The 25,870-nt window shown below is 70.6% G+C and carries 28 protein-coding genes; 9 read left to right on the forward strand and 19 right to left on the reverse strand.

What is annotated here, in order from left to right:
- Window positions 1-49: 49 nt before the first annotated feature.
- Window positions 50-775, reverse strand: a complete 726-nt coding sequence (locus tag ACLBWJ_RS05670; protein ID WP_274178461.1) for a DedA family protein — start codon at window positions 773-775, stop codon at window positions 50-52.
- A gap of 99 nt (window positions 776-874) precedes the next feature.
- Here ACLBWJ_RS05670 and aspS point away from each other — a divergent pair, with 99 nt between their 5' ends.
- Window positions 875-2,215, forward strand: a complete 1,341-nt coding sequence (gene aspS, locus ACLBWJ_RS05675) for an aspartate--tRNA(Asn) ligase (protein WP_064956100.1) — start codon at window positions 875-877, stop codon at window positions 2,213-2,215.
- Window positions 2,216-2,304: 89 nt separating this feature from the next.
- Window positions 2,305-3,498: a mechanosensitive ion channel family protein gene (locus ACLBWJ_RS05680; RefSeq protein ID WP_447659867.1), complete on the forward strand. Its 1,194-nt coding sequence runs from the start codon at window positions 2,305-2,307 to the stop codon at window positions 3,496-3,498.
- Window positions 3,499-3,534: 36 nt separating this feature from the next.
- On the opposite strand, the gene ACLBWJ_RS05685 is transcribed toward ACLBWJ_RS05680, so the two are convergent.
- From ACLBWJ_RS05685 to ACLBWJ_RS05710, 6 genes are all read right to left on the reverse strand, one after another.
- Window positions 3,535-3,837 carry a Dabb family protein gene (locus ACLBWJ_RS05685; RefSeq protein WP_112616703.1) on the reverse strand — a complete coding sequence of 101 codons (303 nt, stop codon included), beginning with the start codon at window positions 3,835-3,837 and terminating at the stop codon, window positions 3,535-3,537.
- Window positions 3,834-4,112 carry a glutaredoxin family protein gene (locus tag ACLBWJ_RS05690; RefSeq protein WP_274178459.1) on the reverse strand — a complete coding sequence of 93 codons (279 nt, stop codon included), beginning with the start codon at window positions 4,110-4,112 and terminating at the stop codon, window positions 3,834-3,836. The genes ACLBWJ_RS05685 and ACLBWJ_RS05690 overlap by 4 nt, the downstream gene beginning before the upstream one ends.
- A gap of 16 nt (window positions 4,113-4,128) precedes the next feature.
- A complete protein-coding gene (locus ACLBWJ_RS05695) occupies window positions 4,129-4,422 on the reverse strand; it encodes a rhodanese-like domain-containing protein (RefSeq protein WP_269267353.1) in 294 nt (97 codons plus the stop codon).
- 114 nt (window positions 4,423-4,536) lie between these two features.
- Entirely contained in the window at window positions 4,537-4,635 is a 99-nt protein-coding gene (locus ACLBWJ_RS05700) for a 30S ribosomal protein bS22 (RefSeq protein WP_003792170.1), read from the reverse strand.
- An 83-nt stretch (window positions 4,636-4,718) separates the two neighbouring features.
- Window positions 4,719-4,910 (reverse strand): helix-turn-helix domain-containing protein, encoded by a 192-nt coding sequence (locus tag ACLBWJ_RS05705; RefSeq protein WP_094262527.1) that lies wholly within the window; start codon window positions 4,908-4,910, stop codon window positions 4,719-4,721.
- 100 nt (window positions 4,911-5,010) lie between these two features.
- Entirely contained in the window at window positions 5,011-5,418 is a 408-nt protein-coding gene (locus tag ACLBWJ_RS05710) for an ArsR/SmtB family transcription factor (protein ID WP_023952229.1), read from the reverse strand.
- 100 nt (window positions 5,419-5,518) lie between these two features.
- Here ACLBWJ_RS05710 and ACLBWJ_RS05715 point away from each other — a divergent pair, with 100 nt between their 5' ends.
- Entirely contained in the window at window positions 5,519-6,961 is a 1,443-nt protein-coding gene (locus ACLBWJ_RS05715) for a TrkH family potassium uptake protein (protein WP_112616695.1), read from the forward strand.
- Window positions 6,954-7,625, forward strand: a complete 672-nt coding sequence (locus ACLBWJ_RS05720) for a potassium channel family protein (RefSeq protein WP_023952231.1) — start codon at window positions 6,954-6,956, stop codon at window positions 7,623-7,625. The genes ACLBWJ_RS05715 and ACLBWJ_RS05720 overlap by 8 nt, the downstream gene beginning before the upstream one ends.
- A gap of 37 nt (window positions 7,626-7,662) precedes the next feature.
- Here the strand turns inward: ACLBWJ_RS05720 and proC are convergent, their stop codons facing one another.
- The gene (gene proC, locus ACLBWJ_RS05725) at window positions 7,663-8,505 is read right to left on the reverse strand and encodes a pyrroline-5-carboxylate reductase (RefSeq protein WP_274178457.1); all 843 of its coding nucleotides are present in this window, start codon (window positions 8,503-8,505) and stop codon (window positions 7,663-7,665) included.
- Between the two features lie 114 nt (window positions 8,506-8,619).
- Here proC and ACLBWJ_RS05730 point away from each other — a divergent pair, with 114 nt between their 5' ends.
- Window positions 8,620-9,738, forward strand: coding sequence for an alpha/beta fold hydrolase (locus ACLBWJ_RS05730; RefSeq protein ID WP_447659868.1), 1,119 nt, complete (start codon window positions 8,620-8,622; stop codon window positions 9,736-9,738).
- A gap of 9 nt (window positions 9,739-9,747) precedes the next feature.
- On the opposite strand, the gene ACLBWJ_RS05735 is transcribed toward ACLBWJ_RS05730, so the two are convergent.
- Window positions 9,748-10,179: a nucleoside deaminase gene (locus ACLBWJ_RS05735; RefSeq protein WP_447660087.1), complete on the reverse strand. Its 432-nt coding sequence runs from the start codon at window positions 10,177-10,179 to the stop codon at window positions 9,748-9,750.
- An 87-nt stretch (window positions 10,180-10,266) separates the two neighbouring features.
- Here ACLBWJ_RS05735 and upp point away from each other — a divergent pair, with 87 nt between their 5' ends.
- Window positions 10,267-10,902 carry a uracil phosphoribosyltransferase gene (upp, locus tag ACLBWJ_RS05740; protein ID WP_023952235.1) on the forward strand — a complete coding sequence of 212 codons (636 nt, stop codon included), beginning with the start codon at window positions 10,267-10,269 and terminating at the stop codon, window positions 10,900-10,902.
- A 115-nt stretch (window positions 10,903-11,017) separates the two neighbouring features.
- Here upp and ACLBWJ_RS05745 read toward each other — a convergent pair whose 3' ends face one another.
- Complete coding sequence (locus tag ACLBWJ_RS05745) at window positions 11,018-14,536, reverse strand: TM0106 family RecB-like putative nuclease (RefSeq protein WP_282502136.1); 3,519 nt, start codon at window positions 14,534-14,536, stop codon at window positions 11,018-11,020.
- Between the two features lie 70 nt (window positions 14,537-14,606).
- Between ACLBWJ_RS05745 and ACLBWJ_RS05750 the strand changes: the two genes are divergently transcribed.
- Window positions 14,607-16,676: an NAD(+) synthase gene (locus ACLBWJ_RS05750; protein ID WP_447659869.1), complete on the forward strand. Its 2,070-nt coding sequence runs from the start codon at window positions 14,607-14,609 to the stop codon at window positions 16,674-16,676.
- 43 nt (window positions 16,677-16,719) lie between these two features.
- Here ACLBWJ_RS05750 and ACLBWJ_RS05755 read toward each other — a convergent pair whose 3' ends face one another.
- On the reverse strand, window positions 16,720-17,301 hold the full coding sequence (locus ACLBWJ_RS05755; RefSeq protein WP_112616687.1) for a hypothetical protein: 582 nt from the start codon (window positions 17,299-17,301) through the stop codon (window positions 16,720-16,722).
- 143 nt (window positions 17,302-17,444) lie between these two features.
- On the opposite strand from ACLBWJ_RS05755, the gene ACLBWJ_RS05760 reads away from it, so the two are divergent.
- Together ACLBWJ_RS05760 and ACLBWJ_RS05765 are read left to right on the forward strand one after the other, a co-directional pair.
- Window positions 17,445-17,576 carry a hypothetical protein gene (locus ACLBWJ_RS05760; RefSeq protein WP_258524632.1) on the forward strand — a complete coding sequence of 44 codons (132 nt, stop codon included), beginning with the start codon at window positions 17,445-17,447 and terminating at the stop codon, window positions 17,574-17,576.
- Window positions 17,573-18,139 carry a phosphorylase family protein gene (locus ACLBWJ_RS05765; RefSeq protein WP_447659870.1) on the forward strand — a complete coding sequence of 189 codons (567 nt, stop codon included), beginning with the start codon at window positions 17,573-17,575 and terminating at the stop codon, window positions 18,137-18,139. The genes ACLBWJ_RS05760 and ACLBWJ_RS05765 overlap by 4 nt, the downstream gene beginning before the upstream one ends.
- Here the strand turns inward: ACLBWJ_RS05765 and ACLBWJ_RS05770 are convergent.
- From ACLBWJ_RS05770 to ACLBWJ_RS05805, 8 genes are all read right to left on the reverse strand, one after another.
- Complete coding sequence (locus tag ACLBWJ_RS05770) at window positions 18,127-18,309, reverse strand: hypothetical protein (RefSeq protein ID WP_307223184.1); 183 nt, start codon at window positions 18,307-18,309, stop codon at window positions 18,127-18,129. The two genes, ACLBWJ_RS05765 and ACLBWJ_RS05770, sit on opposite strands and share 13 nt — an antisense overlap.
- A gap of 9 nt (window positions 18,310-18,318) precedes the next feature.
- Window positions 18,319-21,324 (reverse strand): AAA family ATPase, encoded by a 3,006-nt coding sequence (locus tag ACLBWJ_RS05775; RefSeq protein ID WP_274178452.1) that lies wholly within the window; start codon window positions 21,322-21,324, stop codon window positions 18,319-18,321.
- Window positions 21,321-22,469 carry an exonuclease SbcCD subunit D gene (locus tag ACLBWJ_RS05780; protein WP_274178451.1) on the reverse strand — a complete coding sequence of 383 codons (1,149 nt, stop codon included), beginning with the start codon at window positions 22,467-22,469 and terminating at the stop codon, window positions 21,321-21,323. Before ACLBWJ_RS05780 ends, ACLBWJ_RS05775 begins: the two co-directional genes overlap by 4 nt.
- A 62-nt stretch (window positions 22,470-22,531) precedes the next feature.
- Complete coding sequence (locus ACLBWJ_RS05785) at window positions 22,532-23,995, reverse strand: MFS transporter (RefSeq protein WP_274178450.1); 1,464 nt, start codon at window positions 23,993-23,995, stop codon at window positions 22,532-22,534.
- Window positions 23,996-24,127: 132 nt separating this feature from the next.
- Window positions 24,128-24,487 carry a hypothetical protein gene (locus ACLBWJ_RS05790; RefSeq protein ID WP_258524631.1) on the reverse strand — a complete coding sequence of 120 codons (360 nt, stop codon included), beginning with the start codon at window positions 24,485-24,487 and terminating at the stop codon, window positions 24,128-24,130.
- Complete coding sequence (locus ACLBWJ_RS05795) at window positions 24,484-24,714, reverse strand: hypothetical protein (RefSeq protein WP_064956107.1); 231 nt, start codon at window positions 24,712-24,714, stop codon at window positions 24,484-24,486. Before ACLBWJ_RS05795 ends, ACLBWJ_RS05790 begins: the two co-directional genes overlap by 4 nt.
- Before the next feature lie 102 nt (window positions 24,715-24,816).
- Window positions 24,817-25,110 (reverse strand): GNAT family N-acetyltransferase, encoded by a 294-nt coding sequence (locus ACLBWJ_RS05800; protein ID WP_112616677.1) that lies wholly within the window; start codon window positions 25,108-25,110, stop codon window positions 24,817-24,819.
- Window positions 25,107-25,673 carry a toxin gene (locus ACLBWJ_RS05805; RefSeq protein ID WP_274178449.1) on the reverse strand — a complete coding sequence of 189 codons (567 nt, stop codon included), beginning with the start codon at window positions 25,671-25,673 and terminating at the stop codon, window positions 25,107-25,109. Before ACLBWJ_RS05805 ends, ACLBWJ_RS05800 begins: the two co-directional genes overlap by 4 nt.
- Window positions 25,674-25,870 lie beyond the last annotated feature (197 nt).

Raw genomic sequence — 25,870 nt, forward strand, 5'->3', positions numbered from 1 at the left:
GCGGCTCCTATGCGGACCCTGAGCGCCCGATCGGCCGGCAGCCGGTGGGTCAGGATCCCTCGGCGCTCGGCTCCGGTGCCGGCCCCGCGCCCGCGGCTCGATCGCGACGCAGATCGCGCACGCGCTTCACGACGAACCAGACGATGAGCACCGCGACGACGACGATCACGATCAGCTGGAAGGTCTCGGCGTAGCGCTCGACGATGTGCCAGTTCTCGCCGAGGAGGAAGCCGGCCATCACGAAGATCGAGTTCCAGATCAGGCTTCCCGCGGTGGTGAGCAGGCCGAACTTCCACCAGTGCATCCGCGCGACCCCGGCTGGGATCGAGATGAGGCTGCGGAACAGCGGCACCATCCGTCCGAAGAACACCGCGATCGAGCCGTGCTTCTCGAACCAGTGGACCGACCGCACGACGTCGTCGCCGGTCACCAGCGGCATCCGGTCGGCGATGCGGCGCAGCCGGTCCGCTCCCAGCCAGCGGCCGAGGAAGTACAGGATGTACGCGCCGAAGACCGACCCGAACGTGGTCCACAGGATCGCCTCGGCGAGCGTGAAGGATCCGCGTGAGGCCGCGAGCCCGGCCATCGGCAGGACGACCTCACTGGGGATCGGCGGGAACAGGTTGTCCATGCCGACCGCGATCGCCGCCCCCGCCGGCCCGATCGTGTCCATGAGCGAGACGGTCCAGTCGGCGAGCGTGGTCAGCCACGACCCGCCCTCGTCTGCGGAGGCCTCCGACGCGTGGGCGTAGGCGGTGCGGGTCATGACGGTCATCGGGTGCCTTCGCGCTCGGTGATCGGATGCCCGGCCGGGCCCCGCGCACAGCCTAGGACGGCAACGTCGGAGATTGCTGGACGCGTAGACTCTCCCCTCGTGAGTGAACGCGTTCTCGTCCAGCAGCTGCAGGCCCGCCCCGACGGCCCCGTTTCGGTGTCCGGATGGGTCGAGACCGTCCGCGATCAGAAGAAGGTGCAGTTCGTCATCCTCCGCGATGAGACCGGCGCCGTGCAGCTGGTCAACCCCGCGACGCGCCCGGCCGAGGACGGCAGCGAGCAGGATGCCGCGGCCCTCGCCCTCACCGAGCTGATCTCGAACCTCTCGACGGGCACGTTCCTCACCGTCACGGGCGAGCTCAAGCACGACGAGCGCGTCAAGCTCGGCGGCGTCGAGATCAAGATCGGCGCCCTCGACATCGCGGCCGCCGCCCTCCCCGAGACGCCCATCGCGGCCGACTCCGGTCTCGACAAGCGCATGGACTGGCGCTTCCTCGACCTGCGTCAGCGCCGCAACAACCTGATCTTCCGCGTGCAGACGACGCTCGAGCACGCGATGCGCACGTACTGGATCGAGCGCGACTACATCGAGATCCACTCCCCCAAGCTCATGGCCTCCGCTTCCGAGTCGGCCGCCGAGCTGTTCGAGGTGCCCTACTTCGAGGACAAGACGGCGTACCTCGCGCAGAGCCCGCAGTTCTTCAAGCAGATGGCGCAGTCGGCGGGCTTCGGCAAGATCTTCGAGATCGGCGACGTCTTCCGCGCCGACCCGTCGTTCACCTCGCGGCACGCGACCGAGTTCACCTCGATCGACGCCGAGATCAGCTGGATCGACTCGCACGAGGACGTCGCTGCGATGCAGGAAGAGCTGCTGCAGTTCGCCTTCCAGGCCGTCAAGGACAAGCACGGCGACGAGATCGCCGAACTGTTCGGTGTCGAGGTACAGGTTCCGCAGACCCCGTTCCCCCGCATCCCCCTGGCCGAGGCCCGTGAGATCGTCGCGGCACGCGGCTACGACATCCCGCGCACCGACGGCGACCTCGACCCCGAGGGCGAACGCCAGATCTCGGCGCACGTGCTCGAGACCTACGGTCACCAGTTCGTCTTCATCACCGACTACCACCCCGAGATCCGCGCTTTCTACCACATGCGCGACGAGGAGACCGGGCTGACCAAGTCGTACGACCTGCTCTTCAACGGCGTCGAGATCACGACCGGCGCGCAGCGCGAGCACCGCGTCGACGTTCTCATCGAGCAGGCGAAGGAGAAGGGTCTCGACCCCGAGCACCTCGACTTCTACCTCGACTTCTTCCGCTACGGCGCCCCGCCGCACGGCGGCTTCGGCATGGGCCTCGCGCGCGTGCTGATGCTGCTGCTCGGTGAATCGTCGATCCGCGAGGTCACGTACCTCTTCCGCGGGCCGACGCGCCTCGCCCCGTAACACAACACCCCACGCACCCGGCAAGCGCTCAGGCAGCGTCCGCCGCCGCCCGTATCGTGGCTTCTCCCGTGACGGAAGGAGTACGACGTATGTGGGACGGGTGGATGGAGTTCGCCATCGCGGTGCTGGTGGGTCTCGCGGTCGCCGTGGTGATCGCTGTGGTCGCTCATGTGGCGCTGAGCATCGCCGCGCGACGGCAACGCTGGCCGGAGGTGCTCGGCCGCCGCTCGCGCGCGCCGTTCCGTTCGCTGCTCGTCGCCATCGTCCTGTGGGCCGCCGTGCAGGCCGCCTTCCCCGACGAGCTCTGGCGGTCGGCCCTGAGCCAGCTGCTGACGATCGTCATCATCGCCGCGAGCGCCTGGCTGCTCGCCTCTCTCGTGCTGGTCGTCACCGACATCGCGCTCGGCCGTTACCGCATCGATGTGCCGGACAACCGCGTCGCCCGCCGTATCCGCACGCAGATGCTCATCGTGCGGCGTCTGGCCGTGGCGATCATCATTGTGATCGGCCTCGGCGCGGCCCTCCTGACCTTCGACTCGGTGCGGGCGGTGGGGGCGAGCGTCCTGGCCTCCGCGGGTATCGCGTCGGTGGTCGCGGGACTGGCCGCCCAATCGGTGCTCGCCAACGTCTTCGCGGGGCTGCAGATCGTCTTCAGCGACGCTCTGCGCGTCGACGACGTCGTCGTGGCCGACGGCGAATGGGGCCGCGTCGGAGAGATCACACTCAGCTACGTCGTGCTCGACCTGTGGGATGACCGCCGGCTCGTCCTCCCCTGCACCTACTTCACCACGACGCCGTTCGAGAACTGGACGCGGCGCGGCTCCGAGCTGCTGGGGGCCGTCGAGATGGATCTCGACTGGAACGTCTCGCCCGCCGCGATGCGCGCGCACCTGCACGACGTGCTCGAGAAGACCGACCTCTGGGATCGCCGGACGTCGGTGCTGCAGGTGACGGATGCCGTCGCCGGCTACGTCCGCGTGCGCATCCTGGTCACCGCGAAGGACGCTCCCACGCTGTTCGACCTCCGCTGCCTCGTGCGCGAAGCGATGGTCACGTGGGTGCAGCGCACGATGCCGCAGGCCGTTCCGGTTCAGCGGATCGTCATGTCGGATGCCACGGCCCCGGGGCACCACACCGACCACCCGATCACGCACGACCCCACCCCGACCAACGACGGGCTCTTCACCGGCAGTGCCGAGGCCGAACGACGGGCGAGCACGTTCACGAACGCGATCCCGGTGGTCATGACGGACGAGCTCGCCGAGCGCGATCGGCGGAACTGAGACCCCCTCGGGGCGAGCCGGTTGAGGCCGGGTGGCTCAGACCTCGAAGTCGACCGAGATGCGACTCGCGACGACGCCGCGGACGAAGGCGGCGACCTCCTGGTGAGCCGGGTGCACCTGGTACGCCTCGAGACCGGCGACATCGTCGAAGTCGGCGACGAGGGCGACGTCGCCGTTGACATCGGCGTAAGCCGCGTTCGGCCCGATGCTCAGCGAACGGATCGAGGGGACGACACCGACGAGACCCTGGATGCGGCGCGCCACCTCGGCGGCGTGCTCGGCCCGGGTCTCGGGGTCTTCGGCGGCGAGCTTCCAGGCGACGACGTGGCGGATGGTCATGCGGACTCCTCGGTCGGGGTCGGGGTTTCGTCGGTCAGCGCGGCGCGCAGCCGGTCGGCCGACACGCGCCAGTGCGCGTGGAGGCGGTCGTCGATCAGCACGACGGGGATCTTCTCCCACCACTGCTCGAAGAGCGCCGGGTCGTCGAAGATCGACCTCTCGACGACCTCGACGTCCGCTTCACCGGGCAGGTCGGCCACGACGGTGTCGACGATCTCGCGGGCGACGTCGCAGAGGTGGCAGCCGGGCTTGGAGATGAGCGTCAGCGTGGACATCGGTGGCGCGCCGCTGTCAGCGCTCGAGCTCGAAGCCGCGCGAGGCCCACTCGCCCGTGCCGCCGGTGACGTTCGTGGCGTCGTAGCCGCGTGCCTCGAGGGCGGCGACGACCTGGGCCGACCGTCCGCCGGCCTGGCAGATGACATCGAAGGCGCCGTCGGGCAGCTCGTCGATCCGCTCACCGAGCTGCGACATCGGGATGCTGATCGCGCCGGGGACCCGTCCCGCGGCGAACTCGTGATCCTCGCGGACGTCGATGAGGGGGATGTCGCGGCCCGCGCGGAGCTCGTCGATGGTGATGGATTTCATGCTCGTTCCTCCACGTTCAGCCTAGGCCGCGGCGCAGTGGGGCGGCCGCATCCGGAAAGCACGAAGCGCCCCTCGGCCGGAGCCGAATGGGGCGCTCAGTGACGTCGCCGCGACTTACTTCTTGTTGCGGCGCTGGTGGCGAGTCTTGCGAAGCAGCTTGCGGTGCTTCTTCTTCGCCATGCGCTTGCGGCGCTTCTTGATGACAGAACCCACGGAAAACCTCACTATGTCAGGGTCTGGACGCATCTCGTCTGCGTCCGGGAACAGGCACCTCGCGAAAAATGCCTCGGATCAGTCTAGCCGACGTCGGCGATCGGCCGTTGCACGGCGTCGCGAACGGCAGATTCGGGCACGCGATAGCTCCGACCGAAGCGGACAGCCGGCAGCTCGCCGGAATGCACGAGGCGATACACCGTCATCTTCGACACCCGCATGATCTCGGCCACCTCCGCAACGGTGAGGAAGCGCACATCGGGCAGCTCGGCCATCGTCATCCCTTTCCCCCGGATGCGAACACTCTAGGGGCGCGGCGCGACGCGTGTAAACCGGAGTGACACGTGTTGCGGACCGGGCACGGATCCCGCCGTGTCAGCGACCGGAGCGCTTGCCGAACACGCTCGTGACGGCGTGCTTGGCGGATGCCGCGGCCCGGCCGACGAGCTCGGCCGCAGCCACGGCCTGTTCGGGGAGGGCGGCGACGGGCTCGGCGTCGTAGGCCTCGGAGGACAGGAAAGGGACGAGCCAGTCGTCGACGACGTCGAGCGGCTCGGGCGACAGGCTGTAGTACCGGTGCTGCCCTTCCTCTCGGACCGTGACGAGCTCGGCACCCCGGAGGACCTTCAGATGCTTGGAGATCGTCGGCTGGCTCACCCCGAGCTCACTGACGATCTGCGAGACGCTCGTGCCGGACGAGCGGGGATCGGAGTCCCGATCGAGCAAGAGCCGCAGGATGTCCCGACGGGTACCGTCGGCGATCACGTCGAAGATGTCCGCCATGCCATCAGGTTAGTCGGCGCACGCGCCCGAGTACCATGACATCGGCACCGACCTACTGCGGCGCCGGGAGCAGCAGCTGCGATCGTGGGGAGGAACACGCATGGCGGACAGGTCCGTCGGCGCGATCGTCCTCCACCGCCTCGGTGGTTTCGGGCGCAGCGCCTGGGACGCCGGGCGTGATCTGGCGACCGCGTCGCCGTCTCGGTTCGCGGTGCTGATCTTCTCGACGCTGATCCTCGTCTTCACGACGCTGTTCTCCCTGCCGGCGGCATCCGCATCGGGCCGGGCGACCCCGTTCGCCGACGCACTGTTCACCGCGGTGTCGACGATCTGCGTCGCGGGGCTCGCGACCGTCGACATGGCCACGCACTGGTCGCCGTTCGGTCACGTCCTGATCTACATCGGCGTCAACGTGGGTGCGCTCGGCGTGCTGACCCTCGCGTCGATCCTCGGCCTCGTCATCTCCAAACGCCTCGGTCTGCGCGCGAAGCTCATCGCCGCCGGCGACAGCAATCCGATGCGCGCGCACGGCGGTCCCGTCAACGAAGGTCAGGCCGTCCGCCTCGGCGAGGTCGGCTTGCTGCTGCGGACCGTCGCGCTATCGACGCTCGTCATCGAGGCGGGGCTGGCGATCCTGCTGTATCCCTCGCTGCTGTTCGGCGGCGTCGATCCGCTCACCGCGCTGTGGGAGGCCCCGTACTACGCGGCGATGGCCTTCACCAACACCGGCTTCTCACCGAATGCCGAGGGCCTGCAGCCGTTCGCCCAGGACTACGTGATGCTCACCGTGCTCATGGCGGGGGTGTTCCTCGGCTCCATCGGCTTCCCGGTGATCTTCACGCTCTGGCGCCACCAGTGGCACGTGCGGGCGTGGTCGCTGCACGCGAAGCTCACGATCATCACCACGATCATCCTGTTCTTCACCGGCGCCGGAGTCTTCCTGCTCCTCGAGTACGACAATCCGGCGACCTTCGGGTCGATGGAGGCGTGGGACACCACGTTCCAGGCGTTCTTCATCTCGGCGATGACCCGGTCGGGAGGCTTCTCGATCATCGACATCGGCGAGATGCACGGCTCATCCCTCATCGTCGGATCAATGCTCATGTTCGTCGGCGGCGGCTCGGCCTCGACGGCGGGCGGCATCAAGGTCACCACCCTCGCGGTGCTCGCCCTCGCCGTGTGGTCCGAGGCGAAGGGGCGCCCGTCGGTGCAGGTGTTCCGCCGCCGCATCCCCAGCGACGTGCAGCGCGTCGCGCTCTCGGTCGTCGCCTGGAGCGCCACGATCGTCGCGATCGGCACCGTCACGATCGCGCAGATCACCAAGGCCCCCGTCGACGAGGTGCTGTTCGACGTCATCTCCGGGTTCGCGACCGTCGGCCTGTCGACAGGCTTGACGGCCGAACTGCCCGACCCCGCGGTGTACGTCATGGCCCTCGTCATGTTCATGGGCCGCGTTGGTACAGTGACTCTCGCTGCAGCGGTGGCCGCGGCATCCCGTTCGCAGTTGTACGCCCTGCCCGTCGAAAGGCCGATCGTTGGTTGAGCAGATCCGAAGCGACGCTCCCGTCCTGGTCATCGGGCTGGGGCGCTTCGGTGCCGCCTGCGCGGGAGAGCTCGACCGCCTCGACCGCGAGGTGCTCGCGATCGACGACAACCTCGAGCTCGTCCAGAAGTGGTCGGAGCGCGTCACGCACGCTGTGCAGACCGACGCCCGCAACCTCGACGCGCTCAAGCAGATCGGTGCGCAGGACTTCCAGGTCGCCGTCGTCGCCGTCGGCTCGTCGATCGAGGCGTCGGTCCTCATCACCGCGAACCTCGTCGACCTGAAGGTCCCGCAGATCTGGGCGAAGGCGGTCTCGCAGTCGCACGGCAAGATCCTCGCCCGCGTCGGCGCCAACCATGTCGTGTACCCCGAGCGCGAGGCCGGCGAGCGCGTCGCGCACCTCGTGAGCGGGCGCATGCTCGACTTCATCCGTTTCGACGACGACTTCGTGCTCGCGAAGATGTACCCGCCGAAGTTCATCCGCGGCGTCGGCCTCAACGAGTCGGGCGTGCGGACGAAGTACCGCGTCACGGTCGTCGGCGTGAAGAGCCCCGGCAAGCCGTTCCGCTATGCCGAGGCCAACACCGTCGTGACCAACCACGACCTCATCATCGTCTCGGGCACCAACTCCGACATCGAGCGCTTCGCCTCCCTCGACCGCTGACCCGGTTTGGTCGCCGCGGTGTCGCGGTGTGCCGGGGTCAGGCGCCGGCGGCGAGCTCGCGGGCGCGGGCCAGCGCCGCGTCGGTCGCGCGGGCGAAGACGTCGTCGAGGCGGGCCTCCTGCAGCACGGCGATCGCCCGCTCGGTGGTGCCCTTCGGGCTCGTGACGCGTCGGCGCAGCTCCGCCGGGTCCTCCCCCGAGGAGTCCAGCAGGGCGGCCGCACCGATGAACGTCTGCTCGGCCATCACCCGCGCCTCGGGCTCGGCGAAGCCCTTGTCGATCGCGGCGCGGGTGAGCTCCTCGATCAGCAGGAAGACGTAGGCGGGGCCCGAGCCGGAGATCGTCGAGAGGGCGTCGATCTGCGCTTCCGGAACCTCGACGACGACGCCGCACGTCTCGAACAGCGCACGCACGGTCGCCCGGTGATCGTCGGATGCCGCGGGGCCGGCGGCCAGCCCGGTGACGGCCTTTCCGACGACGGCGGGGGTGTTGGGCATCGACCGGATGACTGCGACATCCGACCCCAGGATCCCGGCGAAGGTGTCGATCGTGACGCCCGCGGCGAGACTCACCACCACCACCCCCGGGCGCAGCACCGGCGCGATCTCGCGCAGCAGGTCGGGCACCATCGCGGGCTTGACGCCGATCAGGACCACATCGGCCGCGGCGGCGGCATCCGTGTTGCCCGTGGGAGTGTCGGCGAGCGCGACGCTCGTCACTCCCGGCAGGTCGGCGAGGGCGGCGGCCTTCTCGGCGGTGCGGTTGGTGACCGTCACTCCCCCGGCCGCGGCGCCCGAGGCCACGAGCCCCGACAGCACCGCACCTCCCATCGAACCGGCTCCGAGGATGGCGATCGGGGGCAGGGCGACGAGGTCGGGCATGCGGCCATCTTAAGTCCGGCCGTTTCCCAGCGGAGGGAACGGGCGCGAGGTAGAGTCGAAGCGTCCGCGGGCGCGGAGGCGCTCGCCGCGCAGAGCAGAGCGAAGGATCCCGCCATGCCCCTCTTCGACGGCATCACGCCACGCACCATCGAGACGTCGCGCCTGGCGGTGAACATCCTCGAACGCGCTGCAGACGACCCCGAGACGCCGGCCGACCGCACGCTCGTGCTGCTTCACACGGCTCCCGGGTCGAGCCTGTTCTGGCAGGAGATCATCGAAGACCTGCCGAGCGACGTCCGCCCGATCGCCATCGACCTCCGTGGCTTCGGCGACACCGAACGGCTTCCCGTCGACGCGACCCGCGGCGTCCGCGACTTCTCGGACGACGTGCGGGCGACGCTCGAGGCTCTGGGCCTCGATGCCGTGCACCTCGTGGGCTGGGGCCTGGGTGCCGCGGTCGCGATGCAGTACGCCCTCGATCACCGGGTGCTCTCGCTGAGCCTGCTCTCGCCCGTGTCGCCGTACGGCTTCGGCGGTACCCGACTCGACGGCACGCGCCTGACCGACGATGACGCCGGATGTGGCGCGGGCGCCGTCAGCCCGGCCCTCGTCGACCGCCTCACGGCTCGCGACGCGGGCGACGACGAGGGCACCGCCCGTTCGTTCTTCCGCACGTCGTTCGTCTCGCCCGACTACGAGTCCGACAACGAGGACACGTGGGTCGAGGCGATGCTCACGACCTCGACGGCCGAGGGCAACTACCCCGGCGACAGTGTTCCGAGCGAGAACTGGCCCGGCTTCGCCGCGGGCCGGCTCGGCGTTCAGAACGCCCTCGCCCCGGGACACTTCGACGTCTCGTCGATCGTGGACCTGGCGGCCGGTTACGACGCTCCCCCGATCCTGTGGGTACGGGGCGGCGCCGACGTCATCGTCGCCGACGGCTCGTTCGCCGACAGCAGTCACCTCGGCGAGATCGGCGCGATCCCCGGCTGGCCCGGCGTGGAGGCCGCACCGGCTCAGCAGATGGTCGCGCAGACCCGTGCCGTGTTCGAACGGTACCGCGAGGCGGGCGGTCAGGTGACCGAGGTGGTCATCGAGGGCGTCGGGCACGCCGTGCACCTCGAGCGCCCGGGCAAGGTGCGCACCGCGATCCTGTCGACGATGGGCTACCTGGGAACGCCCATCTCGCCGGCTCCCCCGACCGAGGCGATCATCCTCAGCTCCTGGGACTGACCGGGCCCGTCATCGTTGCTGCGCGAAGAACGTGCGCAGCAGCGCCGACGACTCCGCGGAGCGCACGCCCGCGACGACCTCCGCCCGCACGGGCAACCGACGGTCGCGCACGAGGTCGTACTGCGACCCGGCGGCTCCGGCTTTGTCGTCCCACGCCCCGAAGACGAGTCGCGAGACGTGCGCCTGGAGCATCGCGCCCGCGCACATGATGCAGGGCTCGAGCGTCACGGTGAGGGTGCACCCCGACAGGTTCCACGACCCGGTCGCGGCCGCCGCGGCGCGCAGCGCGACCACCTCGGCATGAGCGGTCGGGTCGCCGGTCTCCTCGCGGAGGTTCCGGCCCTCGCCGATCACCGTGCCCGCGGCATCCGTCACGACCGCGCCCACGGGGATGTCGCCGGCCGCCGCAGCCGCCTGTGCGAGCTCGAGGGCGCGCGCCATGCTGCGGATGTCGCCAGCGGATGCCGTGAGGGTCACCGCACCAGCGTAGAGCCGAGGACACACGGGCCGTCCGCGTAGGATCATCACATGCGTGTTCACGTCGCCGACCACCCCCTCATCACCCATAAGCTCTCGGTCCTGCGCGACAAGAACACCACGTCGCCGGTGTTCCGCCAGCTCACCGAAGAGCTCGTCACCCTGCTCGCGTACGAGGCCACGCGCAACGTCCGCACCGAGCAGGTGGAGATCGAGACCCCGGTGACCCGGACGACCGGTCTGGCGATCGCGAAGCCGCGTCCCCTCGTGGTGCCGATCCTGCGGGCCGGGCTGGGCATGCTCGAAGGCATGACCAAGCTCCTCCCCACGGCCGAGGTGGGCTTCCTGGGCATGGCACGCAACGAGGTCACGTTCGAGCCGACCACCTACGCGGAGCGCCTGCCCGACGACCTGAGCGACCGCCAGTGCTTCGTGCTCGACCCGATGCTCGCCACGGGCGGGTCGCTGGGGGCCGCAATCGACTTCATCTTCAAGCGCGGCGCGCAGGACGTCACCGCGATCTGCATCCTCGGTGCTCCCGAGGGCCTTGCTGCGATCGAGAAGCAGGTCGGCGACCGCGACGTGACCCTCGTCCTCGGCTCGCTCGACGAGCGTCTCGACGAGCGTGGCTACATCGTGCCCGGTCTCGGCGACGCCGGCGACCGCCTCTACGGCACCGTCGACTGACCCGCGCCCGCACCTGCACCCCACCCGGGGCATCGAGCGCACCTCCGCGAATGAGGCGCAGTTCAAGCTGCGCCTGGCGGTGGGAAGTGCGCCCCGTAGGCGCGAGCCGCGCGCTTCAGACCGCCCCGACGAGGCGAGCGAACGCGCTCATCCGCGCGACGCCCTCGGGCGTGCGCGGCAGATCGTCGAGGATGCCGGTGCCGTAGACGATGTACGCCGTGTGCTGAGCACGTGAGACGGCGACGTTGAGGCGGTTCTGCAGCAGCAGGAACTCCAGTCCCCGCGGTGCGTCGCGACCCGAGGATGCCGCGAGCGACACGATCGCCACCGCCGCCTCCTGACCCTGGAAGCGGTCGACCGTTCCCACCGGCACTTCGGTGTATCCCGCTGCGGCGAGCGCTTCTTCTACGAGGACCTGCTGCGCGTTGTACGGCGTGACCACGATGATGTCGCGCTGTTCGAGCGGACGCGGTGCGAGCGCGGCGTCGGGCAGCCACGCGCGGCCGAGGAGATCGCCGACCAGGCGTACGACGACCTCGGCCTCTTCGGGAGAGGCGGTGGCGTTGCGCCGATGGGCGACGGGCACCGGCACGACGCCCGGGGTCACGCCCTCGAGCAGCCGATCCGCCGTCGACGCGTGCGCGGCGAGACGTCCGTCATAGGCCAGCACGGAGACCGGTTCGGCGACCTCCGGCCGCATCCGCCGGGTCTCGGCCAGGAAGAACCCGCGGTCGGCGGGGATGACGTGCGCGCCGTCCATGATCCAGCCGAGAGCCGACGTGTCGACCGGCTCGGGGTGCGTACCCTGGCTGACCTGCGGCAGCTGCTGCGGGTCGCCCAGGAGGAGGAGGCGGGATGCCGCGACCGAGACCGCGATCGTCGAGGCGAGCGAGAACTGGCCCGCCTCGTCGATCACGAGCAGATCGAGGCTGCCGCGCGGGATGCGACCCGCGTGGGTGAGGTCCCACGCTGTGCCGCCGATGACGTAGCCATCCGGACGCGTCGCGGTGAAGTCCGCCACGCCGTTCTTCGGGATGACGGTGAAGGCCTCATCACCGGTCGGCTCGCCCTTCACCGCCTTGGCGATCTTCTCGCGGGGCACACCCGCCGCCGCGATGCGATCGAGCATGTTCTCGACGACGGCGTGCGACTGCGCGACGACCCCGACGCGGTAGCCGCGTTCACCGACCAGACGCGCGACGACGTGCGACCCGACGTAGGTCTTGCCCGTCCCCGGCGGGCCCTGGACGGCGAGATAACTGCGGTCGAGGTCGACGATGGCGCGCGAGATATCGGCAACCGGGTCGGATCCATCGCTCGGCAACCCGCCGGAGAGCGTCCGCGGCGGCCGGCGCAGCAGGAGATCGGTCGCGGGGTCGGCGGGCAGCTCGGGCGCTGCGGCGATCACGCCGTCGGCCCACGTGTCGATCGCCGCCTGCTGGCTGCCCGCGGGAGGCGGGGCCGCCGGGGTCAGCGCGATCGGCAGCTCCGACCACATGTACGCCCCCGCAGCGAGCTCCTCGACGATCGCGCCGTCGTCGAGGACCTCGACGACCCGGACGCGCCGGTCGGCGTGGATGAAGCGTGGCCGCGGTTCGGTCGGGAACGGCGCGGGCGACTCGTAGATCGCGAAGGGGGACGAATCGACGCTCAGCCGCGTGCCCGGCGCGACCTCGCCGCGGAGCTCGAGGATGCGCCGGTCGGTCCGGGCGCCCTCGGGGCGATGCCAGTCCTCGAGCACGCGGCTGCGTTCCGCCGCGACGGCGACGACATCACGGGTGTCCTCCCACATCGAGAGCGGTTCGCGCAGACGGAGGAAGTGGGTGGCCCAGAACGACTTCGCCTCGCGCGGGTAATAGTCGATCGCTGCCGCGCCGAGCCGGAGTGCAATCGCGGCCGGCGCTTCGACGCCCGCGGGGTCGTCGGCGGCCGCGGCATCCGCGAGCCGTGAGAGCGCGATCGCTCGCGGCGACGGCTCGTAGGCGCGCTCTTCGGGCTCGACGTCTGCCGACGGCCGCAGCTGCGCTTCTCGCGCCCGATCGACGAGCCAGTCGCGCAGGCGCCGAGTGGAGACGCAGTCGTAACGGTTGTAGTCGGCGAGGTCGGCGAGGATCGCAGCGGCTCCGTCGGCGTCACCGGACTCGGCGAGCGCCCGCGCCTCGACGTAGCGGACGATCGAGTCGTCGCCCTTCTGGACATCGCTCGTCCGGACCTCGGCGCCCATGTACAACGGTTCGAGCTTCTTGATCGAGTACGACCGCGACCCCACGCGCAACGCGCGGCGGACGATCGGATACAGGTCGACGAAGACGCCGTCGCGCAGCAGCCGGTCGACCTCGGCCTCGCCGACGCCGTACCTCGCGGCCATCGCGAGAAGGTGCGTCGGCTCGTACGGTGCGTAGTGGTAGATGTGCATCGCCGGGTGCGCGGCGCGGTGCACGGCGACGAAGTCGAGGAAGGTCTGGAACGCCGCCTTCTCCTCGTCGAACGTGTGAGCCCACAGCGCGGAGTACTGCTCGCGCAGGTCGACCCACCCGAACAAGTAGTCGATGCCCCAGTGGCGACCCGGCCCTTCGGTGTAGAGCGGGTCGCCCTCGAAGTCGAAGAACAGGTCGCCGAGGTCGGGCCGGGGAAGCGCGCCGAGCGCCTGGGGGAAGACGACCTCGAAGGTCGGCAGGGGCGCAGCGCTCGGGGCGTTCTCGGGGTCGCCGTCGACCGCGGCCGTGACGCCTCCCGCCGGGCTCTCGAGTTGCAGCCGCGCCTGGGTGCGGAGCCCGGTGAACGTGTCCCACGACATCCGCGCGGGCGCTTCACGTGCCGCGGCGAGCTCGTCGATCGTGGTGACTCCGGCGGCCCGCAGACGCTCGCGCTGGATCGGCCGCATCCCCGCGACGAGCAGGAGATCTCGCGCGGCCACGACCTCGAGGTCGCAGGTCGCGCAGCGTCCGCACGCCGCGATCCGCAGGTCGCCACGGTCGTCGCCCCACGCGATGGGCTCACCTGCCGCGCCCGTAGCGACATCACGATCGGCGATGAGCGAGCGCAGACGCTCGCGACGCAGGACGAACACCGGCGCGATGTCGGCCCGGGCGTGCCGCGACACCGTCCCGTCGCCGAGCAGCAGCTCGACGTGATCGGCCACGCGGGCGCCCTCGCGATCGAGCTGGACGGCATACGCCTCGAGCTGCATCAGCGCGGTCACGCGGGCGTGACGCGCGAGCTTGGTGTCCTGCACGATCCACCGGCCGTCGTCGTCGCGCAGGAGGAAGTCGGCGAAACCGACGAAGTCGGTGTCGGAGAACGCCGCCTGGTAGATCACTCGCGCATCCGAGGCGAGGGCTTCGCGAGTGAGCTCGACGGCACGCGCCAGGCCCGCGGCATCCGACGAGCGCGTCTCGGGAATCTCGGCGACGCTGTCTCCGAACTCGGCACGGTACGCGGCGAGCTGGCGTTCCTCGTGGCGGTCGCCGAGACGACCCGCGCGCTCGAGCGTCGGATCGTCGGGCTCGTCGACCGCCGCGACGCGTCCGAGCTTGGCGTCGATCGCTCGCAGCCAGGCGAACTCGCACTCGGCCGCGGCCTTGAGGTCGCTCGCGCTCCAGACGATTCGGCCTTCGTCCTCGATGTATCGCATGATCCCCTTCCGTTCAATGACCCTAACCGCGGGGTGCGACACCGCCGACGCCGGTGCCAGACTGAGGAGGGTGAACGAGTCGCTCCCCTTCGCCAGCGCGTACGCCCACGGCTTCGCGCGGGTCGCCGCCTGCACCATCCCGGTGGCCATCGCCGATCCCGCCGCCAACGCCGAGGCCGTGCTCGCCGAGGCGCACGCGTGCGACGCCGACTCCGTCGCGGTCGCCGTGTTCCCCGAGCTCTGCCTCACCGGGTACGCCATCGAGGACCTCGTGCTGCAGGACGCCGTGCTGGATGCCGTCGACGCGGCGATCGAGCGCATCGTCGAAGCATCCGTCGATCTCATGCCGGTGCTGGTGGTCGGTGCCCCGCTCCGCCACCGCAGCCGCCTGTACAACTGCGCCGTCGTCATTCATCGCGGCGAGATCCTCGGTGTCGCGCCGAAGGCCCACCTGCCCACCTACCGCGAGTTCTACGAGCGGCGCTGGTACGCCGCGGGTGAGGAGTGGGACGGCGAAGGCATCCGCATCGGCTCGCACGAGACCGTGTTCGGGACCAACCTCCTCTTCGACGTCCGCGACGTACCCGGGCTCGTCCTGCACGCCGAGGTGTGCGAGGACATGTGGGTACCGGTGCCGCCCTCGTCGCGTGCGGCTCTCGCGGGAGCGACGGTGCTCGTGAACCTCTCGGGCTCGCCGATCACGATCGGCCGGGCCGACGACCGCCGCACGCTGGTGCAGTCGCAGTCGCTGCGATGCCTCGCCGTCTACGCCTACGCCGCGGCGGGTCTCGGCGAATCGACCAACGACGTCTCGTGGGACGGCCAGACCATGATCTACGAGGGCGGTTCGCTCCTCGCCGAGACCGAGCGCTTTCCCGACGGGCCGCGGCGCAGCGTTGCCGACGTCGACCTCGACCGGCTGCGCCAGGACCGGTACCGGCAGGGCACCTTCGACGACAACCGCCGCACGACGGCGACCGACTTCCTCACCGTCGAGACGTTCCTGCACCCGCCCGCCGAGGACATCGGCCTGCGGCGCACCCTCGACCGCTTCCCGTTCGTCCCGGACGACCCGGCACGTCTCGACCAGGACTGCTACGAGGCGTTCAACATCCAGGTGTCCGGGCTCGAGCAGCGGATGCGCGCCATCGGCGGCCCCCGCCCCGTCATCGGCGTCTCGGGCGGACTCGACTCCACCCATGCGCTCCTCGTCGTCGCCCGCGCGATGGACCGCATGGGGCGACCGCGCAGCGACATCCTCGCCTACACGATGCCCGGCTTCGCCACGAGCGACCACACGAAGTCGAACGCCGTCGCCCTCGCCGAGGCGATCGGCGCGACGATCGAGACGATCGACATCCGCCCCGCCGCGAACGAACTCCTGCGCGGCATCGGACACCCCTACGCCTCCGGCGAGCCTGTGTACGACGTGACGTTCGAGAACGTCCAGGCCGGGGTGCGGACGGACTTCCTGTTCCGGCTCGCGAACCGCCTGAACGGCATCGTCATCGGCACCTCCGATCTCTCGGAGCTCGCGCTCGGCTGGGCGACCTACGGCGTCGGCGACCACATGAGCCACTACGCCGTCAACGTCGGCGTTCCCAAGACGCTCATGCAGCACCTCATCCGGTGGGTCATCGCGCATCGCGAGGGCACGGGCACCGACCTGTCCGACGAGGCGGTCGCCGTGCTCCAGTCGGTGCTCGACACCGAGATCAGCCCCGAGCTCGTGCCCGCCGGCGAAGACGGCAAGGTCCAGTCCACCGAGTCGACGATCGGGCCCTACGCCCTGCACGACTTCGCCCTGCATCACGTGCTGCGCTACGGCTTCCGCCCGTCGAAGATCGCCTTCCTCGCGCAGCATGCCTGGTCGGATGCCGACGCCGGCGACTGGCCGGTCGGCTTCCCGCGCGACAGCCGGTACGCATACGACCTCGCCGAGATCACCCACTGGCTGCAGGTGTTCATCAAGCGGTTCTTCGGCTTCGCGCAGTTCAAGCGCAGCGCGATCCCCAACGGACCCAAGGTCGCCGCAGCAGGCTCGCTGTCGCCGCGAGGAGACTGGCGCGCGCCGTCGGACGGCAACGCCGAGGCGTGGCTCGCCGAGCTCCGTCGGGCGCTGCCCGATCTCGTCGACTGACCCGGACCGGGTCGAGTGACCGGCCTGACCGGAAAGACTCGGGTCAGGCCGTCGGGAGGGTGCCGTAGGCCAGGGTGATGAGCCACCCGTCGCGCGAGATGTCGACGAGCGTGTACTTCATGTTGCGATCGGGGATCCAGCCGCGGTGCCGGCCCGGGTCGAGCCTGACCTGCTCCGGCGCGACACGGACACCGCGACCGTCGGCCTCGAGCACGGCCTGCACGTGAACCCAGTGGTCGACGAGCTCGAGGGTGTCGGCCCCGGAGAACAGCCGCGAATGCTTGCGCATCCGGGCCAGGTCGGCCGGCTCGGGGTGCGCGTCGCGGATGTCGATGCCGAGCGGCAGTCCCGGGTCGCTGACCGCGACGACCGTCGCCGCGCGGAAGCTGGCCGTCGTGATCGCCAGCGGCACCTCGACTCCGTCGCGTGAGGCGACGAGGCGCGTGTGATACCCGAAACCGCGCGGCGCCTCGCGTTCGATCCGCACGTCCTTCTCGTCGCAGCCGAGCGCCTGTGCGACGAGCTCGCGCGCGATCATGCGCCGCCGGTGGTGCACCGTGATAGCCGGGTCCCAGCCGAGCCGGGCCGTGATGCCCGCGGGCGTATCGAGAAGTACCGTCTGCATGTCGTCGCTCCCGCCTCTGGATGGTCTGACCTCAGTTCGAGTCTAACGATCACGCCTGCCCGTACCAGGGTGCGCCGCCGGGTCAATCCGGCCACCTGGCCGCTCGCGCTTCCGGTCGACGCGACCTCGCCTAGGCTGGCGGGATGAGCCTCGACAACGGCGACGACAAGCGACCGTCCTCCGCCCGCATCGCGATCTGGGTCGTGGTGGGCGGCATCGGCGCCTACCTGCTGATCTCCGGCATCCTCGGCATCATCGCTCGGGGCGGTGCATGACCGTGCGACGCCTCCTGGTCGTCGCCCACCGCGACGAGCTGACCGGCTTCCCCGCCGACATCCCGGGGTTCGACATCCTGCTGACCGGCCCGGGCAAGCTGCTCGCCGCGCATGAGCTGACCCGCGCTCTCGATCGCACCGTGTACGACGAGATCGTCGTCGTCGGGACGGCGGGGGCGGTGGCCGGCGCTCTGGGACCCGGCATCTACGAGGTCGGCGACGCCGTTCAGCACGACGTGTTCGATCTGGCCGGCGTTCGGGGGCGACACCTCTCGATGCCCGAGCGCGTCGAGGCCGGGGGCGCCGGGGTGCGCATCGCGACGGGTGACGTCTTCGTCGACGATGCCGAGGCGGTCGCCCTCATCCAGTCACTCGGCGCCCAGCTGGTCGACATGGAGACGTACGTCTACATCTGGGTCGCGCAGCGCTTCGGCATCCCCATCCGGGTGCTCAAAGCGGTGTCGGATGATGCCCAGGACGGCGCGACGACCGGGTGGGATGAGGCCGTGGGCGCGTGCAGCCGAGCTCTGTACGAGCGGATCCGCGCCGACTACGGCGTCTGATCGCCGCTGCGCGCGAACAGCCGGCGTAGCAGCAGGAACACGACGAGGGCGACGACCGCGACGAGCCCGAGCTTGACCGCGAACACGGCCAGGCGCAGCACGATGTCGACGATCACCCACGCAACGAAGATCGCGGCGATCACTCCGACGACGGTCCAGAAAGTCCTCACGACGCCAGCCTAGTCGCGCTCGCTGAGCGCCTCCTGCCGGATGATGCTCGGGCCCTCGCGCGTCGCCTCGACGACGATCTGTGCGGCGAGCTGCTCCTTCATGCCCTCGACGTGACTGATGACGCCGACGGTCCGGCCGCCCGCGCGCAGCTCGTCGAGAGTGCGCATCGCAAGCTCGAGGGTCTCGGGATCGAGCGACCCGAAGCCCTCGTCGACGAAGAGCGTGTCGAGACGGATGCCGCCGGCACGACCGGTGACGACCTCGGCGAGACCGAGCGCGAGGGCGAGAGAGGCGAGGAAGGTCTCTCCTCCCGACAGCGATTGCGGCGAGCGGAGACGGCCGGTGTGCGCGTCGAGCACCTCGAGCCCGAGTCCGGATGCTGCGCCACGGGCCTGCAGCGCGTCGCTGTGGTGGAGGGTGTAGCGACCCGACGACATGTCGCGCAGGCGCAGGTTGGCGGCGGCGACGATCTCTTCGAGCTCGGCCGCGAGTACGAAGGTCTCGAGATCCATCTTCCGGGTGTTGGGCGCACGGCCGGCGACGGTGTCGGCGAGGCGGGTCACCGTCGCCGTCCGCTCGGCGAGACCGGCCACCGCGACGAACGCGTCGTCGATGCGCAGGAGGAGGTCGCGCATCGTCTCGGCGGCGTTGACGGCATCGCGGTGCGCCGCGATCGCCGCACTCCGCGCGCGGTCTCCGCTGGCGACCGCCTCCGCAGCAGCGTCGAGATCGGGCCGCTCGTCGGGCAGCCCCGCGGCGGCGAGTTCGAGCTCGAGAAGGCGGGCGCGCGTGGCCGCGAGGTCCGCGGCGTGCTCGGCGACACGCCGCGTGAGGGCGGTTCGCTCGTTCTCAGGGAGCAGCGCCTCGCGCACCTCGCCGACGTCCGCGAACACCGATGCCTCGATCCGCTGCGCCCGGTCGTTCGCCGCATCACTCGCGGTCGCCTCGCTGTGGGCGAGCGCCCGCCGGCTCTCGAGCACCGCGCGCGCGAGGTCACGCCGCTCGGTCGCCGCCGCGATGCGCTCCGCGACCGTCGCGAACGGACCCCGCGCGTCGGCCACCTCCCTCTCCAGGCGCGCGAGCGTCGTCGTCGCGACGGCGGAGCGCTCGCGCGCATCGGCCAGGGCGGCCGCGAGGCGAGAGCGTTCCTCGGTGGCCTCCGCGTCGAGACGGTCGAGCACGTCGCGCTTCTCGGTGAGAGCGATGACTCGCTCTGCGGCGCGTTCGGAGGATGCCAGCTCGTCCCGGGCCTGAGCGAGCAGGTCCGCGAGCTCGTCGCTCCCGCGTGCGCCCGCGCGCGCTGTCGCGGCGGCGAGCTCTGCGCGCAGCAGGGCGGCGCGCTCGCCCGCGTCGCGGGCCTCGGCGGCGGCGGCATCCCGCGCCGACTCCGCGTCGGCCAGATCGTCGTCCGTCACACCGTCGTCCGCCGGGGGTGCGGGATGCGGGTGATCGAGCGCCCCGCAGACCGGGCAGGCCTCGCCCTCGGTGAGTTCGGCGGCGAGCTCTCCCGCGCGACCGGCCACCCGTCGCCGCAGCAGGTCGGTGACGGCGGCGGCTGCCGCCTCCGCGTCACCGCTCGCCCGCAGGTAACGCTCCTCGGCCTCGCCGAGCTTGCCAGCAAGGCGTCCCGCGTCGTCGGCGGCCTCGGCCCGGGCGGTGAGATCACTCACTCGCACGCGCTGCTCGTCGACGCGCGCCGCCGCGAGCGTCTCTGCCGCGAGCTCGGCCGCGACGCGTTCGCGCTCCGCGGGCAGAAGGGCATGCTGCTCGTCGAGCAGCGTCGCCTGTTCTTGAAGGAGGGCGATCTCGGCCGCAGTCGCGTCTCGGGCGTCGGTGGCGTCCGTCAGCTCGTGCTCACGGGCGAGCGCGTCGGTCCAGCGCGCGATGTCGCCGGTCAGGGTCTCGACCAGAGCGGAGATGTCGTCGTCGGCGGCTCCGCCCGCTGCGGTCCAGCGCGTCTCGGCCCGCTCCACCATCGCGCGGGCCTGCCCCGCCGCTTCGCCCGACCGGTCGGCCTGCTCCAGTGTCGCGCGGAGCGCTTCGGCGGCGCGCGCACGCTCGAGTCGGCGTTCAGCCGCAGCTACCTCATCGGCGACCGCGTCGAGGTCGTCCAGACGTCGCCGCGCCGCGGCGAGGTCATCGAGCACCCGCACCCGCTCGACGAGCTCGGCATGCGCCGCCACGAGAGCGGCCTGCCGTGACTCCGCCTGCTGGCGGAGTTCGTCGGCCTGCTCCACGCGATAATCGGCGCGACGGTGTGCTCGCTCGACGACATCGCGTCGACCGGCGAGGTCGAGCGGCGCCGCCTCGTCCGTGGCGCCGTCGTCGCCGATGGCGCTGCTCTGCTGCGTCATCGCGGCCTCGGCCAGCTCGAGAAGCGTCCGCACCTGATCACCGGCGGCGTCGAGCTCGCGCTGCGCGGCGCGGCGACGCTCCTCGAGGTCGTCCTTGTACTGCTCGAACCGCTTCGTGCCGAACAGGGTGCGCAGCAGCTGCTGCCGCTCGTCGTTGCGGGCGAGGAGGAATCGCGAGAACTTGTTCTGCGCCAGCAGGATCACCTGCTGGAACTGCTGCGCGTTCAGCCCCAGCACCTCGTCGAGCAGCAGGGCGACGTCGCGGGGTTTCGCCGCCCGGCCCACCCACTCACCGTCGACGTGCTGCTCGAGCTCGGCGCGCGCGATCTCGGTCGTGAGCTTGTCGCCGCGCTTCGCGGGCCGCTCGTACTCCGGCGCTCGGGTCACGCGCCAGCGCTGCCCGCCGACGGTGAACTCCAGCCGCACCTCGGTGGGGTCGCCCAGGAAGCTGTGGTCGCTGCGAAGACGCCGCTCACCGTTGTCGTAACGCGGCACCGAGCCGTAGAGCGCGAAGCTCACCCCGTCGAGGATGCTCGACTTGCCCGCGCCGGTCCGCCCCGAGATGAGGAAGACGCCGTCGCGATCGAAGGCGTCGAAGTCGACGGTCTGCTTCTCGCGGAACGGACCGAAGCCGGTCAGCTCCAGGCGATGGAGCTTCACGCCATCGCCTCCACGCGGATCCGCTCGTCGAGGACGTCGGCCAGCAGCTCGCGCTCGCGCTCGTCGGCCCCAGCCCCCTCTCGGACGTGCACGAGGAACGCTTCGACGAGCTCGGCGTCGCTGCGCGCGGCGCGCACGCGGTCGACGTAGGTGCGCGCGTCGCTCGGCGCGGCATCCGCCGGGGCGTGCACCACCTTCGCGCAGAACGGGAAGCGTTCCTGCAGACGACGCATCGGATCGCGCTCGGGCAGCGTGTCGGTGTACTCGACGCAGACCCACGCATCGGCGTGCTGCTCGTGCGCGGGATCGGCGAGAACGTCGGCCAGCGGCCCGCGGAGGGTGACCACCCGACGCGGGACCGGCAGCTCGAGCCACCGCGCATCCGCGAAGCCGTCGGCGTCGAGATCGACCAGCCACGAGCCCCGGGGCTTCTCACCCTCGCCGAAGCTGTAGTGGAGCGGCGCACCCGCGTAGCGGACGGCGGGGGCGAGCTGCTGGCGTCCGTGGATGTGCCCCAGCGCCATGTAGTCGACGCCCGCGAAAGCAGACAGCGGCACGACGTCGAGACCGCCCTGCTGGATGTCTCGCTCGAGGTGCGGCGTCGGCTCGACACCCGCGGCGAAGCAGTGGGCGATCGCGACGGACCGCCCGCCCCGCATCGCCAGGTCGTCGCGCACGAGCCCCATCGCGCGATCGATCACGGCCGCCTGCGACCGCGCCTCGGGCCACAGGTGTCGCAGCAGTGCCGGCTCGAGGTACGGGATGCCGTAGAAGTGCACGGGCCCGTCGGCATCCGTGATCGTGATCGGAGTGCCCACCGCGGCCGGGTCGGTGAGGACGTGGATGCCCTCGCGCAGCAGGCCCGCCTGAAAGCCCAGGCGCGCGGCCGAATCATGGTTGCCGCTCGTGACGATGAGGCGCGCGCCGGTGTCGGCGATACCTTGCAGCGTGTCGGAGAGGAGGGCGTAGCAGCCCGCCGCCGGCGCGGCCGAGTCGAACACGTCGCCCGCCACGACGACGACGTCGACCTCGTGCTCGCGGACCTGAGCCGTGAGCTCCTCGAGCACGCCGCGAAGCGCATCGAGCGTCGAATGACCGTGGAAGGTCCGCCCGATGTGCCAGTCGGAGGTGTGGAGGATCCGCATGCCGACCAGGGTAGGAGCAGGCTCGGACATCGCCGGGGTGCCCCGCGGGGAAGCAGCCAGACTCAGGCCTGACGGGCTCGCCTGCGCCGCGAGGAAAGGTCGGCGACGCCGAGCACGAGCGCGAGCGCGAGGAACAGGCCCACCGAGACCATCCCCAGCGCATAGGCGTCGTGGTAGACATCGATCCGCGGTGTCGACCCGCCGCCGAGCCGGTTCACCGTCGAGTAGAACAGCGACAGCGCGACGGCGGTTCCGACGGCGGTTCCGATCCGCTGCACGAGCTGACCGACCGAGCCTGCGAGACCGCCCTGCTTCACGGGTATGTCGGCGAGGGTGAGGGTCTGGTTCGGCGAGATGACGAGGCCACCGCCGAAGCCCCCCACGGTCAGGACTCCCGCCATCGCGAACTCCACGATCCCGGGCGGCACGAAGTACGCGACGAGGGCGAGAGCGACCACGGCCGAGAGCATGATGACGAGGCCGCCGACGACGAGCGGGCGCCCGACGCGCGTCACGATCCGGCCGCCGACATACGAGGCCGCGGCGCTCGCGACGGCGAATCCGATCGAGACCATCCCCGCGAAGACGGGCTCGAGGCCGACGCCCAGCTGCAGGAAGAGGGTCGTCAACAGGAACATCGCCGGCAGCGCCATGAAATAGACCGCCTGGATGAGAGTGCCGTTGCGGTACGACGAGATGGCGAAGAGCTGCAGCGGAATGAGCGGATGCTTGCCGGATGCTGCATAGCGTCGCTCCCACCACACGAAGAGGGCGGCGAAGACGCCGAAGGCGACGAGCGACCACCAGCGCTGCGGATCATCGCCCGGCGCACCGGTCGTGAGGAGGAAGGGCACCATGAGGGCGATGACGACGAACGCGAAGAGCAGGAGACCGACGGGATCCAGCTGCAGCCGCGCCGGCCGGGATTCGCGCGTCTTCGGAAGGAGCCAGACGACCCCGGCGAGTACGGCGAGGGTCAGCGGGACGTTCATCCAGAAGATGTAGCGCCAGCCGTCGTCGGCGCCGCCCAGCGCGATCATGAGGCCTCCGAGCGTGGGGCCGAAGGCCGTCGAGATGCCGATCGTGGCACCGAACAGCCCGAATGCCTTGCCGCGCTCGGCCCCCTGGAACATCTCCTGGGCCAGTCCGATCACCTGCGGCATCTGGATGCCGGCGGCGACGCCCTGCACCAGCCGTGCGGCCAAAAGCACCTCCGTGTTCGGAGCGAGCGCGCACGCGATACTCGTCACGGTGAACAGCGAGAGTCCGATCACGAACAGCGCGCGTCGCGAGCGCTGGTCGCCGATACGTCCGGCGGGAACGAGCGTGAGCCCGAAGGTGAGGACGTAACCCGACACGATGAGCTGGAGCTCGGTCGAGCCCGCACCGAACGCCTGCTCGATCGAGGGCAGCGCGACGTTGACCTTCGTCAGGTCGAGGATCGTCAGCGCCGCGACGGCCACGCAGACCCAGAAGGCCCGCCACCGCTGGTGCACCGACAGCGGGATGCTCGCCGTGTCACTCATCGTGGGTCAGGGTATGCCCGCATGAGCGCGGCAGGCCCGCCCTTGCACTCTCGGGCCGAGCGTCGTACAGGGCACCGCCTCGACACGACGAATGCCCCGGGGTCCCACCCGGGGCATTCGTACCGTCGTCCGTCAGTCGGCGGCGAGGTCGTCGACGATTCGCGCGATCTCGTCGTCGCCGACACTCAGGCCGACCTCCGAGACGCGCTGACGCACGTACTTCTCGACCGTCGCGCGGTTCTCGCCGGGGAGATCAGCCCGCAGCTGCGCGACGAGCCCGTCGAGGCGCTCCTGCTCGGTCGTGTCGTGCATCGACAGCGCGGGGCCGTCCTGCACGCCCGGGGGCGAGACCGGGGTGTCCTCCTTCGGAGGCGTCACGTCGCCGCCGGTGCCCGCAGTGGTCGACCGCGTGCCGCCGCGGCCGGTCTCGGGCGCGTCCTGCGTCGCGGAGTCAGAGACGCTCGAATCGATCTCGTCGGCCTGACCGCTCATCGCTGCTCCTCCTCGTCTGCCTGCTCGTCGGTGACGAGGTCGGGGTCCAGGCCCTGCTGGATCTCGGCGCTCTCGACGAAACCGTCGGGGCTGTCGCCATCGGGCATCGGGACGTCGGCGGGGCTGTCCGCGTCGCGCACGGCGTCGTCCTCGGCCTCGCTCGCGGCGAGCGACGTGGCACCGGCGCCGTCAGGATCGACGACACCCTCGGGTAGATCGCGGTTCATGACTGTCTCCTTCGATCGATCGCCCCAGTCTGGCCCCGGCGTCCTCTCGCGAGCACCGTCTTGACAGCCGCGCGGCAGGAGACCTATCTGCGGCTTCGCGGGTCAGCGCCGCGGCTGCAGAATCCCCGCGCGATCGGGGTGCGCCTCGAACCAGTCGGCGACGTACCAGCAGACCGGGCTGATCGTCCGGTCACCGAGCGCCTCGATGTCGGCGACGGCGCGCTCGACGACCTCCGCCGCATAGCCGTGCCCGCGGAACGTCGGAATCGTGTACGCGCGGGTGAGTGCGACCGTGCGCCCGTCGTCGCGGTAGTCGAGCACGCTGACGAGGTCGTCTCCCCGGTGCAGCGTGTAGCGGGAGGCATCCCTCTCATGCGTGAAGGTCAGATCGCTCATGCGCCCACGCTACGCCCGGCCGGTGGCAGCGAGGCGAGCCAGGCGTCGATCTCCGAGCGATCGCGCAGCCGCACGATGCGCTCCCCCGCGGCGATGCGCCCGAGCATGCGCTCGCGCGTGACGGGATGGTTGGTCCACGCGAACCGGATGATGTTCCGCTCCGGATGCCATCGGAAGAGATTGCCCGCGCGCTCGCGGTTGCCGTGCCAGAGCTCCTCGCGCCGCACCACGCGGCGCAGCGTGCGTCCGACGACCTGACGCATCACGCGTCGGCGCGGCAGGTCGAGCCACACGACCGTGTCGGCGCCGTCCGGCGAACCCGGGTCGAGCAGGTCGCCCAGGCGCGACGTCCAGTTCCCGTCCGCGACCCACCCGTCCGGATGCTGCCGCACGAACTCCCGGACCCGGGCCCGGGCCTCGTCGAGATCGCGCATCCGCCAGCCGGCATCCCAGAAGACGGCGTCGAGCTCGAGCCGCGGCAGCCCGGTCCGCGCCGAGACGCGGTCCGCGAGCACGCTCTTCCCCGAGCCGGAGGTGCCGACGATCCGGATCCGCGTAGCCACGATCGTGCACCGTAGCGAGGATTGAGCAATCTGTCACATTCCGTCATCGAAGGACGCGCGGCGCTGGTGTGTTTGACACATCCGGACACGGATCGTCATAATCAACCCCATGACTGACATCGCACGCACTCTGTCCGCCCGGGAGGCGAACGGAACTGCCGACATCATGATGATGTCGCAGCGTGCTGTCATGTGTT

The sequence above is a fragment of the Microbacterium sp. M4A5_1d genome, from assembly GCF_053345465.1.

Bases quoted from the DNA above. Each gene is read 5' to 3' on its own strand.
- ACLBWJ_RS05685 (WP_112616703.1), bottom strand. From the start codon at position 3,837: ATGACCATCCGCCACGTCGTCGCCTGGAAGCTCGCCGCCGAAGACCCC.
- ACLBWJ_RS05735 (WP_447660087.1), bottom strand. From the start codon at position 10,179: ATGGCGCGCGCCCTCGAGCTCGCACAGGCGGCTGCGGCGGCCGGCGAC.
- ACLBWJ_RS05715 (WP_112616695.1), top strand. From the start codon at position 5,519: ATGGCGGACAGGTCCGTCGGCGCGATCGTCCTCCACCGCCTCGGTGGT.
- ACLBWJ_RS05760 (WP_258524632.1), top strand. From the start codon at position 17,445: ATGAGCCTCGACAACGGCGACGACAAGCGACCGTCCTCCGCCCGCATC.
- proC (WP_274178457.1), bottom strand. From the start codon at position 8,505: ATGCCCGACCTCGTCGCCCTGCCCCCGATCGCCATCCTCGGAGCCGGT.
- ACLBWJ_RS05680 (WP_447659867.1), top strand. From the start codon at position 2,305: ATGTGGGACGGGTGGATGGAGTTCGCCATCGCGGTGCTGGTGGGTCTC.
- ACLBWJ_RS05705 (WP_094262527.1), bottom strand. From the start codon at position 4,910: ATGGCCGAGCTGCCCGATGTGCGCTTCCTCACCGTTGCGGAGGTGGCC.
- ACLBWJ_RS05780 (WP_274178451.1), bottom strand. From the start codon at position 22,469: ATGCGGATCCTCCACACCTCCGACTGGCACATCGGGCGGACCTTCCAC.
- ACLBWJ_RS05730 (WP_447659868.1), top strand. From the start codon at position 8,620: ATGCCCCTCTTCGACGGCATCACGCCACGCACCATCGAGACGTCGCGC.
- ACLBWJ_RS05745 (WP_282502136.1), bottom strand. From the start codon at position 14,536: ATGCGATACATCGAGGACGAAGGCCGAATCGTCTGGAGCGCGAGCGAC.
- ACLBWJ_RS05800 (WP_112616677.1), bottom strand. From the start codon at position 25,110: ATGAGCGATCTGACCTTCACGCATGAGAGGGATGCCTCCCGCTACACG.
- ACLBWJ_RS05670 (WP_274178461.1), bottom strand. From the start codon at position 775: ATGACCGTCATGACCCGCACCGCCTACGCCCACGCGTCGGAGGCCTCC.
- ACLBWJ_RS05795 (WP_064956107.1), bottom strand. From the start codon at position 24,714: ATGAACCGCGATCTACCCGAGGGTGTCGTCGATCCTGACGGCGCCGGT.
- ACLBWJ_RS05710 (WP_023952229.1), bottom strand. From the start codon at position 5,418: ATGGCGGACATCTTCGACGTGATCGCCGACGGTACCCGTCGGGACATC.
- ACLBWJ_RS05690 (WP_274178459.1), bottom strand. From the start codon at position 4,112: ATGTCCACGCTGACGCTCATCTCCAAGCCCGGCTGCCACCTCTGCGAC.
- ACLBWJ_RS05755 (WP_112616687.1), bottom strand. From the start codon at position 17,301: ATGCAGACGGTACTTCTCGATACGCCCGCGGGCATCACGGCCCGGCTC.
- upp (WP_023952235.1), top strand. From the start codon at position 10,267: ATGCGTGTTCACGTCGCCGACCACCCCCTCATCACCCATAAGCTCTCG.
- ACLBWJ_RS05785 (WP_274178450.1), bottom strand. From the start codon at position 23,995: ATGAGTGACACGGCGAGCATCCCGCTGTCGGTGCACCAGCGGTGGCGG.
- ACLBWJ_RS05765 (WP_447659870.1), top strand. From the start codon at position 17,573: ATGACCGTGCGACGCCTCCTGGTCGTCGCCCACCGCGACGAGCTGACC.
- ACLBWJ_RS05695 (WP_269267353.1), bottom strand. From the start codon at position 4,422: ATGAAATCCATCACCATCGACGAGCTCCGCGCGGGCCGCGACATCCCC.
- ACLBWJ_RS05790 (WP_258524631.1), bottom strand. From the start codon at position 24,487: ATGAGCGGTCAGGCCGACGAGATCGATTCGAGCGTCTCTGACTCCGCG.